This window comes from Xanthomonas hortorum, from assembly GCF_024339125.1.
GTDB classification, from domain to species: domain Bacteria; phylum Pseudomonadota; class Gammaproteobacteria; order Xanthomonadales; family Xanthomonadaceae; genus Xanthomonas; species Xanthomonas hortorum.
The window spans coordinates 460,421-472,734 of record NZ_CP101417.1 but is presented as its reverse complement, the minus strand read 5'-3'; the positions used below and the strand labels follow the sequence as shown (position 1 = coordinate 472,734).

The following is a 12,314-nucleotide window of genomic DNA, read 5'->3' as shown; positions in this document are numbered from 1 at the left end:
TCTTTGAATGGCATTGGGTAGTTCATAACGCCGCCGACCTCTCGGTTGTGTTGGCGCGTGCAGCGGCAGGGTGGGCGACCGCGTCGGATGTGGAGATCCTCCGCTGCTGTAGATGCGCCGCAAATCGTCTGCCGACTTCGCTGGGCGAAACGGTTGGGCGCGGTAGCGGATGCATGGAACCAGGTCGTATACGCAAATGGATGAAGTGCGGTCCGGCACTGTGTAAAGCGATATCCAGTGCTTGTTTCAGCGCGGCATCCCCGTGGCAGGCGTAGGTGGCCCGGTAGCCACAGGCTGCAGCCACGCTTGGGAAATCGATGTTTCCCGAGTTGGTTGGCTGACCTCCCGTACTGTCATGCACGCCATTGTCCAGCAGCACATGAATCAAACTGGCCGGTTGATAGCGGCCGATGGTGGAGAGGTTGCCGAGCTTCATCAGCGCAGCGCCATCGCCATCGAGCACTATCACGGGATGATCAGTGTTGAGCGCAGCCCCCAGACCTAGGGAACCTCTGAACAACGCACCACAGATACGCGACACTACCCGCCTCATGTTGAGGAGTGATCCATGCAACTGACGTTCGGTGACGCTGAGGGCCTGGGCAAGCGCAAGCAGACCCGGCGGGAGATCTTTCTGGCCGAGATGGAGCAGGTGGTTCCGTGGCAGCAACTGCTCGGTCTGATCGCGCCGCACTATCCGGTATCGGGCCGGCCAGGTCGGCAGCCGTACGCACTGGCGACGATGTTGCGGATTCATCTGCTGCAGCAGTGGTATGCGCTGAGCGATCCGGCGATGGAAGAAGCACTGCACGAGATCCCGACCTTGCGGCGGTTTGCCCAGCTCGGTGGCTTGGACAACGTTCCGGACGAGACCACGATTCTCAACTTTCGGCGCCTGCTGGAGACCCATGGCCTTGCCGCGCGGATGCTGGAAGCGGTCAACGCGCATCTGGCGCGCAAGGGCCAGAGCCTGCGGTCGGGCACGATCGTCGATGCGACGCTGATCGCGGCGCCCAGTTCGACCAAGAATGCCGACAACGCGCGCGACCCTGAGATGCATCAGACCAAGAAGGGCAATCAGTGGTATTTCGGGATGAAGGCGCACATCGGCGTGGATGAATTTTCCGGGTTGGTGCACCACGTCCATTGCACAGCCGCCAACGTCGCCGATGTCACGGTGATGCACACGTTGCTGCATGGCAAAGAAGACAGCGTGTTCGGCGATAGCGGCTACACCGGTGCGGACAAACGCGAAGAACTGCAGGCCTGCAAGGCTGCATTCTTCATCGCCGCCAGGCCCTCGACGATGCAAGCCCTCGGCAACAAACGCGAGCGTGCTCGGGAAAGACGTTGGGAACACTTCAAGGCCAGCGTGCGCGCGAAGGTGGAGCATCCATTCCGGGTGATCAAGCGCCAGTTCGGCTACACCAAGGTCCGCTATCGCGGCCTGGCCAAGAACACCGCGCAGGTGCTGACCTTGTTTGCGCTATCGAACCTGTGGATGAAGCGAAAGCAGTTACTGCCGACGATGGGGAACGTGCGCCTGTAACCCGGGCAACACCCTGCAAACGCGCCGGAAACGGCAAAAAAATCGAGGATCTGAGCGCCGTCAGCCTGGTCGATGTGGTTAGGCTCATCCTCCGATGCCGTTGATCAGACCATCCCTAGCGCACTGGCGCATCCCATGGATCCCACCAGGTAGAGATTGCGCGCATCGTCGCGGACGCAGAATAGTTCCCGCCCGGTCTTGCCCGTGGTTGCGATGATGGCGGAGTTATGCGGTGTCATGGAGACCACTGTGCGCAGCGCGTCTTCCCTGCTTGGTAGCGGCAGTTCGGATGTTCCGAACTGCGATCGCGTCGCTGCCGGTACTCGGATCACCGCTTGCGCCAGCAGATGCTCGTCTTCGAGTACGTTGGGTTCCACGACCAGCGCGTAAGGCAAACGCGTCTGCTGGATGCAGGCATGGGCAGCCCGTAGCGTGGACTCGATCTGATCCGGTTCGGATGGGAAGCGTGCGTGCGGAATACGCAACACATCGAGCAGACTCTGGGTGATCTCGCCCATCACAGCATGCTGGGGCTCGTCTGCGACACCGGGGGAGCCCCGCCAGCTGCAGATCAGCAGACAGGGAATCTGAAATACGTGGTTGAGCGAGGTCAATGGATTGACAGCGTTGCCCAAGCCCGAGTTCTGCAACATCACCACTGGCAGGCGCCCCGCAAGATAGGCGCCTGCCGCGATGCCAATGGCTTCGCCCTCGCTGGCTGCGGTGACATGATGCACATGTGGGTCGCCGAGGACTCCATTGAGCAGGGATGTCAGATAGGAGCAGGGCACGCTCGTGTAGAAATCGAACCCCAGCCGCGACGCGGTCGCGACAAATTCCTTGCCGTTGATCATCGTGCAGCCTCTGCGTCGTAGCTGTTGCTGGCCAGCGCGGCCACTTTCTCCTTCTTGGGGAGATAGATGCTTTCGGCCTGCGTCAGTTCGTCCTGATCGACCAGGTCGAATATTTCCTTTACCCGTGGCAGTTCCTTCTCGATGCCGCTTAGGGAACCTCTGAACAACGCACCACAGATACGCGACACTACCCGCCTCATGTTGAGGAGTGATCCATGCAACTGACGTTCGGTGACGCTGAGGGCCTGGGCAAGCGCAAGCAGACCCGGCGGGAGATCTTTCTGGCCGAGATGGAGCAGGTGGTTCCGTGGCAGCAACTGCTCGGGCTGATCGCGCCGCACTATCCCGTGTCGGGGCGGCCAGGTCGGCAGCCGTACGCACTGGCGACGATGTTGCGGATTCATCTGCTGCAGCAGTGGTATGCGCTGAGCGATCCGGCGATGGAAGAAGCGCTGCACGAGATTCCGACCTTGCGGCGCTTTGCCCAGCTCGGTGGCTTGGACAACGTTCCGGACGAGACCACGATTCTCAACTTTCGCCGCCTGCTGGAGACCCATGGCCTTGCCGCGCGGATGCTGGAAGCGGTCAACGCGCATCTGGCGCGTAAGGGCCAGAGCCTGCGGTCGGGCACGATCGTCGATGCGACGCTGATCGCGGCGCCCAGTTCGACCAAGAATGCCGACAACGCGCGCGACCCTGAGATGCATCAGACCAAGAAGGGCAATCAGTGGTATTTCGGGATGAAGGCGCACATCGGCGTGGATGAATTTTCCGGGTTGGTGCACCACGTCCATTGCACAGCCGCCAACGTCGCCGATGTCACGGTGATGCACACGTTGCTGCATGGCAAAGAAGACAGCGTGTTCGGCGATAGCGGCTACACCGGTGCGGACAAACGCGAAGAACTGCAGGCCTGCAAGGCTGCATTCTTCATCGCCGCCAGGCCCTCGACGATGCAAGCCCTCGGCAACAAACGCGAGCGTGCTCGGGAAAGACGTTGGGAACACTTCAAGGCCAGCGTGCGCGCGAAGGTGGAGCATCCATTCCGGGTGATCAAGCGCCAGTTCGGCTACACCAAGGTCCGCTATCGCGGCCTGGCCAAGAACACCGCGCAGGTGCTGACCTTGTTTGCGCTATCGAACCTGTGGATGAAGCGAAAGCAGTTACTGCCGACGATGGGGAGCGTGCGCCTGTAACCCGGGCAACACCCTGCAAACGCGCCGGAAACGGCAAAAAAATCGAGGATCTGAGCGCCGTCAGCCTGGTCGATGTGGTTAGGCTCATCCTCCGATGCCGTTGATCAGACCATCCCTAGCGAACGCTCCCGGTGAATGGTCGCGCAGATCCTGCGCATGCTGGCCACGGACGCGCGCAGGTTGTGGTTGGCCCAGATGATGCTGGCGATCTTTGCATCGATGAATGCTTGAGTCGGCACCGCGTAATACGTGGTCGGCACGATCACCAAGGGACAGCGGTCTTGCCAGTGCTCGGCAAATTTCAGGATCTCCGCACCGTCGCTTTTCTTCGAGTGGATCAGGATCGCATCGGCTCCGGCGGCGTGGTATTGCTCGGCCCTGCTCAAGGCCTCGGTGAGCCCACGCCCGGCGATCAGTGCCTCCACCCGCGCCACAACGCAGAATGCGTCGTTGCTCTGGCTATCCTTGGCAGCCTTGATCTTGCCTGCGAACTCGGAAGGGTCCGCCAGCTCCTGATCCTCGCCGATGAAGGAGTTGGTCTTGGGGAACATCTTGTCTTCGAGGCAGACTCCGGCAACGTTGCGTTGGCAGAGTTTTTGGACAAGCCTGCGCACGCTGTTGAAGTTGCCGTAGCCGGTATCTCCATCCAGCAGGATCGGCAGATCGGTGCTGTCGGTCATGAACTCGACCACTTCCAATGTCTGTGTCCAGGAGGCTTCGTTGGCGTCGCGCACACCCAAGGAGGCTGAGATGGACAGGCCCGATGCCCATATCCCCTCGAAGCCTGCTTCGGCAACGATGCGCGCAGATAAGCCGTTATGCGCTTCCATCAGGAACGAAGTGCTCTGTCCGGTGAGCAGACCGCGCAGCTTCGAAGCCAGGTATGCGTCACGATGACGCCCATCGATTTTTTGAGTTGAGGTGTTCAAGGAGTGAACTCCATATGTTTATTGGTTATGTTTTTTATATATGCCGATCGTGGAGAAAAACCTCCCGCGCCACTTGCCGCATTGGCGGAGGGGATCAAAGGGGGGAGGTCGATCAGTTCTTTCAGAATTTTACGGTTCACTGAAATAATGGCGGTAAGCGCCATTGGCTACGCAAATAAAAATTCGTGATTTACGTTGCATCTTTTCTGTCGCAAGAATGAAATAAGTGAATAAATAAAACGTGTAAGAGCAAATTAAAATCAGTGCGAGTTGTCACGATTGCCGTGCTAATGGCGTAGTGATACTGATCTGCCGCCATGCGGGGTGCGAATGCAGTCGCCTGGCTCGGTCAGGAGGTTGCCTGGTCCGAATCATTGACGCTCAATGGAGCGTCTTTATAGTTCAGAAGCAAATGAAGAGGGATTTTAGGGTATGGAGGCCGAGCGCCTGTATGTGGACCGGCGGGTCAAAAGCCACTTGCCTTGCAGTCTCTGTCCACTCTCAGGCATCGCATCCGCAAAGTTGCACACACATCTTAATAATTATGTCGATGTCGATGTCGAGCGTGCATTGCTGTACGCGCATCGCTGAAGGCCATTGTGAATATCTTCATGGCGTTTCGACTCGACCACAGTGCAATCAGGAGTTGCACGGAAATATCCTGTGTATACGGGTGCCGATATCAGTAGAAACCGATAGCACTCTTGCAAGTGCTTTTATTCAAAAATCGGTCTCTGCTCTTGTCCATCGTCCCTGATCTGTTCAGATTCTGTTGGTGTCGTATGGATGTGCTCGGTGAGTTATTGATAATTCTTCTGTCACCTAACTGTCAACAGAAAAATAGTCAAATCAGGCGAGAATCTCTCTATTGCGACTAGGGTCTAGATTTTTTTGGATTGACAACCCAGTTGAAATTGGCGCCCGTTGTTATTTGCCAGTCGATGACATGATTCTGGGCGCGCTGGTGAGGTTTCGCGTGAGCGACCCGAGTGGATCGGGATCATGTCGATCCAAGCCAGCTCCGGGACGCTTCAAGAGCGGAGCAACGCGGCGCTAACCCAAGCATGCGTATCGAAATGGTTCAATCAGTGCGTAGGACGCAGATGTCGAGCGACACGTCTGATCGCAGCGAGTGATCACTCGGGCGAACACCGGCATTTGCCTCCGGGATGCAGCGATTAGCCACAGGCAGCACAGCGCTTAGCCCGTATCCAACCCATGCTTGCGCAGCTTGCGATACAGCGTATTGCGGCTGATACCCAGGGCATCGGCGGTGCGGCTGACGTTCCAGCGATGGCGTTCGAGTTGCTGCTGCAGCACCAGGCGCTCGGCCTGATCGAGTGCGACGCGGCCGGGCATGTCGTCGGCCGCCACCGCGCGGCCATCGACCAGACACGGCGCGCTGCCGGCATCGACGATTTCCTGCGGCAGATTCGGTAGCCGGATTACGCCATCGCTGCACAGCACTGCCGCCGTGCGCAGCACATTGCGCAACTGGCGTAGATTGCCCGGCCAGGCGTAGCTCAGCAGTTTGTGCATTGCTTCTTCGCTGATGCGCACGCTGTGCTCGCTGTTTTCTTCGCGCAGCAAGGTGCGGATCAGCTCGGCCTTGTCGCTGCGCTCGCGTAGCGGCGGCAGATGCAGTACCACGCCGTTGAGCCGGTAATACAGATCCTCGCGGAACTCGCCGGCTGCCACCCGCTGCGCCAGATCGCGGTGGCTGGCGCTGATCACGTGCAGTTCCAATGGCACCGCGCGTTCGCTGCCTAACGGCGTGACGGATTGTTCTTCCAGCACGCGCAACAGGCGGCTCTGCAACGGCAACGGCATGTCGCCGATTTCATCCAAAAACAGCGTGCCGCCACTGGCCTGCAGCAATTTGCCGTGGCGGCCTTCGCGCGCGGCATCGGTAAACGCACCGCGTGCGTAGCCGAATAATTCGCTTTCGATCAAGGCCTCGGGAATCGCGGCGCAATTGATCGCCACAAACGCACCATTCGCCCACGGCGAGCCCCGATGCACTGCCTTGGCGAACTCCTCCTTGCCGGTCCCGGTGTCGCCACGCAGCAAAATCGACACGCGGTGGGCTGCCAGTTTCAACGCATTGGCCAGGTTGTGGCGCATGCGCGGATCCGAGCCCACATGCTCGCCGGGTTGCAGCTCGGTATCCGGCGCCAGCTGTGCCGGCCCACCCACCGCCGGCAGCGCAGGACGCGCACGCGGCGGGCGCACCAGTGCGTAGAAACGCCGCCCGTGGCAGGCGCAGCGGATCGACCACAAGGTGCCGGCATCGCTGCCGGCGCGGTGCTCAAGGGTGTCGAAGTCCAGCTGCATCACCTGAGAAATATTGCGGCCCACCAGCTGGCTGCGGTCGATCTTGCCGAGCTGCTCCAGTACCGCCTCGTTGACCGCCAACACACGGCCGTCCGTATCGATCGCGATCAGCGCTTCATGCAGTAACCCGGCAAACTCGGGCCGGCTATGGAAGCGCAGGATGAAAGCGTGACCGAACTGATTGAGAAAATGCGAGCGCGAGATCTGCGCCGCCGACATGCTCACCAGGGCCACGGTGTGGCGCTGGATCTGCTTGCCGTCCTGCGCATCGGGCGTGGAGGCATCCAGCACCGCCAGCAGACCGCCGTGCGGGTCCAGGATCGGCGCGCCGCAGCATGACAACGGCAGATGGCGGGTCAGATAGTGTTCGCCACGGTGCACGCTCACCGCCGTGCGCTCCACCGCGCAGGTGCCCAGCCCATTGGTGCCCTGATGACATTCGGCCCAACTGGCGCCGCAGAACAGGCCGGCCTGGCGAAATTCGCGCAGCAGCGTCGGGTCGTGCACGCTGTGCAGCACGGTCGCTTCGGCATCGGCAAAGATCACCGCATAACCGCTGCCGGCGATCTGCTCGTAGAGGTTTTCCATTTCCACCTTGGCGATGCGCAGCACCTCGCCCAGACGCTGCTGGCGCTCGCGCACGTGCAAGGCATCGTGCACCAGCGCTTCGGGTGGTGCCTCGGGCAACAGCGAATGCTCGTCCAGGCAGCGTCGCCACGAGCGCGACAGTGGCGCGGCCAACGGGGCGATGTCGCGCAGCCGGCGGATCTGCCGGAGCACATCCGGTTCGATCTCAGGCAGGACGATGGACGTAGCGGCGACAACGCTTGGCTCGGACATGGGCCAGCGTTCCTCAATGAGCGCGAAGCGTCAGTAGAGGCACAGATCGGGCTGATGCTCAAACTGCATTGCAGCAACTGCATTGCAGCAAATTGCGTTGCATCAACTGCATTGCTGATGCGGGTGCCATGGCCAGCGATGGCAGGTGCCGGATGTGGTAGTCGTCCGCTCAATACCGAGTGAGGCCAACGAGCCCCTCTCCTGCGGGAGAGGGGTTGGGGTGAGGGTACGGTGCGAAGCCTCATGCTGTTGGAACTGCACGTGGCTTCGCTCGTACCCTCATCCGCCCCTGCGGGGCACCTTCTCCCGATGGGAGAAGGGTCAAGCGTTGATCAGGGCGGTACGCCTCAGAGCGCGTAACCAAACTGCTGCTTGAACTGGTCGTTGAACTCGGTGAAATCGAAGCGCTGATTCTGTGTGCCCGGATGTTCCACCTTCAGTGCGCCCATCAGGTTGCCCATCCGACCGATCGTCAGCCAGTCGTAGCCGCCCTGGATGCCGTAGATCAGCCCGGCGCGGAAGGCGTCGCCACAGCCGGTCGGGTCGACCACGCGGCGCTCGTGCGCCGGCGGGATGTCGTAGGTCTTCTCCGGCGTATGCACCAGCGCGCCCTTCGGGCCTTGCGTGGTGATGTAGGCCTGCACGCGCGAGACGATGTCCTTCTCGTCCCAGCCGGTGCGTTCCTGCAACAGATTTGATTCGTAGTCGTTGACCACTACGTACTGGGCCTGCTCGATGAACTGGCGCAGCTCCGGGCCGTTGAACAACGGCATCGCCTGGCCGGGATCGAAGATGAAAGGGATACCGGCGGCAGCGAACTCTTCCGCGTTCTGGATCATGCCTTCGCGCCCGTCCGGGCCGACCAGGCCCAGGGTCACGCCGGGCACGTCGCGCACGTGGTTTTCGTAACTGCGCATCATCGCGCCCGGATGGAACGCGGTGATCTGGTTGTTGTCGTGGTCGGTGGTGATGAACGCCTGCGGGGTGAACAAATCATCGATGATCTTCACCCGCGACAGGTCGATGCCCAGCGCTTCGAAGTGTTCGCGATAGGGGCCGAAGTCCTGGCCAACGGTGCCCATCGGAATCGGCGCGCCGCCGAGCAGATGCAGGTTGTAGGCGATGTTGCCGGCGCAGCCGCCGAACTCGCGGCGCATGCGCGGTACCAGGAACGACACATTCAGGATGTGCACCTTGTCCGGCAGGATGTGATTCTTGAACTGGTCCGGGAACACCATGATGGTGTCGTAGGCGAGGGAACCACAGATCAGTGCGGACATCGAGTCAGGCCTTTGCGTAGGGAAATACCCGCCAGTTGCCGGGCATGGCAGCGGGGCGGCGCGAACGCCGCGGCGCAAAGGGTAACGGCTGCGACCGATCAGGGCCACAACCGCATGCCATGCCCGGCGTGACCGGCACATGAAAACCCGGCCGAAATACCTGATTTTTCCTTGCTCGCACCGGGGTGGATTGCTAGGCTAGTGGACTTCGTTTTTCGCCCATTTTTTCGCCACTCTGGCGGCAGGGCACGCGACTCCTCAGGAACGGCTCCCCCGATGTTCAAGAAACTCCGCGGCATGTTCTCCAACGACCTGTCCATCGACCTGGGCACGGCCAATACGCTGATCTACGTGCGCGGGCAGGGAATCGTACTGAACGAACCATCGGTGGTTGCGGTACGTCAGGACCGCGCGATCGGCGGCACGCGCTCGGTGGCCGCCGTCGGCGCCGAAGCCAAGCAGATGCTCGGCCGCACGCCTGGCCACATCACCACGATCCGCCCGATGAAGGACGGCGTCATCGCCGACTTCACCTACACCGAAGCGATGCTGAAGCACTTCATCAAGAAGGTTCACAAGTCGCGCTTCCTGCGTCCGAGCCCGCGCGTGCTGGTGTGCGTGCCGGCCGGCTCCACCCAGGTCGAGCGCCGCGCCATCAAGGAATCGGCGGAAGAGGCCGGTGCGCGCGATGTGTATCTGATCGAAGAGCCGATGGCTGCAGCGATCGGTGCCGGCATGCCGGTGACCGAAGCGCGCGGTTCGATGGTCATCGATATCGGCGGCGGCACCACCGAAGTGGCGGTCATCTCGCTCAACGGCATCGTGTACTCGCAGTCGGTGCGTGTGGGTGGCGACCGCTTCGATGAGTCGATCACTAACTACGTGCGCCGCAACCACGGCATGTTGATCGGTGAAGCCACCGCCGAGCGCATCAAGCTGCAGATCGGCTGCGCCTACCCTCAGGATGTGGTGCAGGAGATGGAAATCTCCGGCCGCAACCTCGCCGAGGGCGTGCCGAAGATGATCAAGATCAACTCCAACGAAGTGCTCGAAGCGCTGCACGAGCCGCTGTCGGGCATCATCTCCGCGGTCAAGCTGGCGCTGGAGCAGACCCCGCCGGAACTGTGTGCCGACGTCGCCGAGCGCGGCATCGTGCTCACTGGTGGCGGCGCGCTGTTGCGCGACCTGGACCGCCTGATCTCCGAAGAAACCGGCCTGCACGTGCAGGTGGCCGACGACCCGCTCACTTGCGTGGCGCGCGGCGGTGGCCGTGCGCTGGAGCTGGTGGACATGCACGGCAACGAGTTCTTCGCGCCGGAGTGAAGCTTTCGGGATTCGGGAGTCGGCATTGGGGATTCGCAACGCGTGTCCCGGCCTTCGGCCTTGACCGATTGCGGTACAGCCCTGTTTGTCTAACGCTTAGTCGTATCGGGGGCAGCCGACCGCTCCTCGAATCCCCAATCCCGACTCTCAAATCCCGGCCTTAAAGTGCCCTCCTACGCCGGTCCTCCCGTCGCCTCCCGTCCTGGCGAAGTCACCTCCACGCTGCGCCTGCTGGTCTATCTGGTGCTGGCGATCGTGCTGATCGCGCTCGATAGCCGCGGTAGCTGGCTGAGCCAGCTGCGCATGCAGGCCAATCTGCTGATCCAGCCGATCTGGGCGGTGGCCGGGCTGCCGGGGCGGATCGGTTCGCAGGTGCGCGACAACGCCGCCACCCACGCGCAGCTGGTGGAAGAAACCCGCTCGCTGCGCAATCAGCTGTTGGTGGCCAATGCACGCCTGACCCGGCTGCAGACCGCCGCGCTGGACAACGCGCAGCTGCGCGAATTGCTCAACGTGGCCGAGCGGCGCGGCCTGGACGTACAGCTGGCGCCGATCCTGGATATCGACCTGGACCCGACCCGCCAGCGCCTGTTGCTGGATGCCGGCAGCCGCGATGGCGTGCTGATGGGCCAGGCGGTGATCGATGCCGGCGGCCTGATGGGCCAGGTGATCGAAGTCACCCCGCTGCATTCGACCGTGCTGTTGCTCACCGACCCCGACCACGCAGTCCCGGTCAGCGTCGCGCGCAACGGCGTGCGGCTGATCGTCTACGGCCGCGGCGACCGGCTCGAATTGCGCGACATCCCGCTGAGCGCCGGCGTGCAGGTGGGCGACGAGATCGTCACCTCCGGCCTGGGTGGCCGCTTCCCGGCGGGTTTCCCGGTCGGCAAGGTCTCCGAGCTGCATCCGGACGACACCCACGCCTTCCTGGTCGGCGAACTGACCCCCGCCGCCAAGCTCGATCGCGGCCGCGACGTGTTGTTGCTGCGCGCCGGCAAACCGCTGCGGGTGGTGCCTGGGGCCGGGAGTGGGGAGTCGGGAGATGGGATTCGCAACGGCAACGGCAACAGCAACGGCAACAGTGTCGAGGCGGCTGCGGCCAGCGCGCCAGCGAGTGCGCCGGTGACCGCAACACCACGCACGCCGGCGGCCGGAGTTTCCAACACGGCGATTGATCCGGCACGCCCGACGGCCGAAGCGGCATCGGGCACCGGCAGCGCGCCGCGTGCACGGTCCGCGTCGACATCTGCTGTGCCCGGCGCGCAGCCGGCCCGCGCGCCAGCGTCCGTCCGTCCGTCCACCACGCTGGCCCGCCCCCCCGCGTCGAACGCATCCAACAGCCCGATTCCCGATTCCCGTCCGGCTTCGTCTCAGGGCGTGCGGGCGGCGGGAACAGGGAATGGCAGCGGCACGCAGACGCCAGCTGGCCGTGCGAGCGGTGCGCGGCCGCCGCAGAACACCGCTCCTACCGATTCCCCACTCCCGACTCCCGATTCCCGCCCGTCTCCACCGGAGACGGACCAATGACCCGCATGCGCAACACCTGGATCCTGCCGGCGAGCTTCGTCATCGCGCTGGTGCTGGGGCTGCTGCCGCTGCCGCTGGTGGTGCAGCCGCTGCGGCCGTACTGGCTGGCGCTGGTGCTGGCGTACTGGGTGATCGAGGAGCCGGACCGGGTCGGGCTGGGCATTGCCTTCGTGGCCGGCGTGCTGGCCGATCTGCTGTACGGCGGGCTGCTCGGCGAGCAGGCGCTGCGGCTGGTGATCTTGACCTTCATCCTGCAGCGCTTCCGCGCGCGGATGCGCTTCTTTCCGGTCTCGCAGCAGGCGCTGGCGATCGGCGGGCTGCTGCTCAACGACCGCATCGTCTCCTCGGCGGTGCATCTGGCCGTCGGCGAGCCGACCCTGCCGTGGAGTTACTGGTGGGCGCCGCTGCTGGGCATGGCGCTGTGGCCGCCGCTGTTCGTGTTGCTGGATGCGGTGCGGCTGGGCAAGCGGAGCAAGAAGTAA

General features: G+C 62.5%; 11 protein-coding genes. 5 read left to right on the top strand and 6 right to left on the bottom strand.

Features of this window, described 5'->3' with window-relative positions:
• Window positions 1-22 precede the first annotated feature (22 nt).
• Window positions 23-469 (bottom strand): thiamine pyrophosphate-dependent enzyme, encoded by a 447-nt coding sequence (locus NMB96_RS01890; RefSeq protein WP_255086079.1) that lies wholly within the window; start codon window positions 467-469, stop codon window positions 23-25.
• A 99-nt stretch (window positions 470-568) separates the two neighbouring features.
• Between NMB96_RS01890 and NMB96_RS01885 the strand changes: the two genes are divergently transcribed.
• Window positions 569-1,549, top strand: coding sequence for an IS5 family transposase (locus NMB96_RS01885; protein ID WP_183086593.1), 981 nt, complete (start codon window positions 569-571; stop codon window positions 1,547-1,549).
• A gap of 104 nt (window positions 1,550-1,653) precedes the next feature.
• On the opposite strand, the gene NMB96_RS01880 is transcribed toward NMB96_RS01885, so the two are convergent.
• Complete coding sequence (locus NMB96_RS01880; RefSeq protein WP_255086078.1) at window positions 1,654-2,403, bottom strand: thiamine pyrophosphate-binding protein; 750 nt, start codon at window positions 2,401-2,403, stop codon at window positions 1,654-1,656.
• Complete coding sequence (locus NMB96_RS01875; protein ID WP_255086077.1) at window positions 2,400-2,591, bottom strand: hypothetical protein; 192 nt, start codon at window positions 2,589-2,591, stop codon at window positions 2,400-2,402. Before NMB96_RS01875 ends, NMB96_RS01880 begins: the two co-directional genes overlap by 4 nt.
• 27 nt (window positions 2,592-2,618) lie before the next feature.
• Between NMB96_RS01875 and NMB96_RS01870 the strand changes: the two genes are divergently transcribed.
• Window positions 2,619-3,599 (top strand): IS5 family transposase, encoded by a 981-nt coding sequence (locus tag NMB96_RS01870; protein WP_183086603.1) that lies wholly within the window; start codon window positions 2,619-2,621, stop codon window positions 3,597-3,599.
• Window positions 3,600-3,703: 104 nt separating this feature from the next.
• On the opposite strand, the gene aepX is transcribed toward NMB96_RS01870, so the two are convergent.
• The 3 genes from aepX to NMB96_RS01855 all read right to left on the bottom strand — a co-directional run bounded on the left by aepX (window position 3,704) and on the right by NMB96_RS01855 (window position 8,982).
• On the bottom strand, window positions 3,704-4,528 hold the full coding sequence (gene aepX / locus NMB96_RS01865; protein WP_255086076.1) for a phosphoenolpyruvate mutase: 825 nt from the start codon (window positions 4,526-4,528) through the stop codon (window positions 3,704-3,706).
• 1,200 nt (window positions 4,529-5,728) lie between these two features.
• Window positions 5,729-7,702 (bottom strand): sigma-54-dependent Fis family transcriptional regulator, encoded by a 1,974-nt coding sequence (locus tag NMB96_RS01860; RefSeq protein WP_255086075.1) that lies wholly within the window; start codon window positions 7,700-7,702, stop codon window positions 5,729-5,731.
• Between the two features lie 347 nt (window positions 7,703-8,049).
• A complete protein-coding gene (locus NMB96_RS01855) occupies window positions 8,050-8,982 on the bottom strand; it encodes a carbohydrate kinase family protein (protein ID WP_006452026.1) in 933 nt (310 codons plus the stop codon).
• A 276-nt stretch (window positions 8,983-9,258) separates the two neighbouring features.
• Here NMB96_RS01855 and NMB96_RS01850 point away from each other — a divergent pair, with 276 nt between their 5' ends.
• From NMB96_RS01850 to mreD, 3 genes are all read left to right on the top strand, one after another.
• On the top strand, window positions 9,259-10,305 hold the full coding sequence (locus NMB96_RS01850; protein ID WP_023905168.1) for a rod shape-determining protein: 1,047 nt from the start codon (window positions 9,259-9,261) through the stop codon (window positions 10,303-10,305).
• A 165-nt stretch (window positions 10,306-10,470) separates the two neighbouring features.
• Window positions 10,471-11,832 (top strand): rod shape-determining protein MreC, encoded by a 1,362-nt coding sequence (gene mreC, locus NMB96_RS01845; RefSeq protein WP_255086073.1) that lies wholly within the window; start codon window positions 10,471-10,473, stop codon window positions 11,830-11,832.
• Entirely contained in the window at window positions 11,829-12,314 is a 486-nt protein-coding gene (mreD, locus tag NMB96_RS01840) for a rod shape-determining protein MreD (protein WP_023905166.1), read from the top strand. The genes mreC and mreD overlap by 4 nt, the downstream gene beginning before the upstream one ends.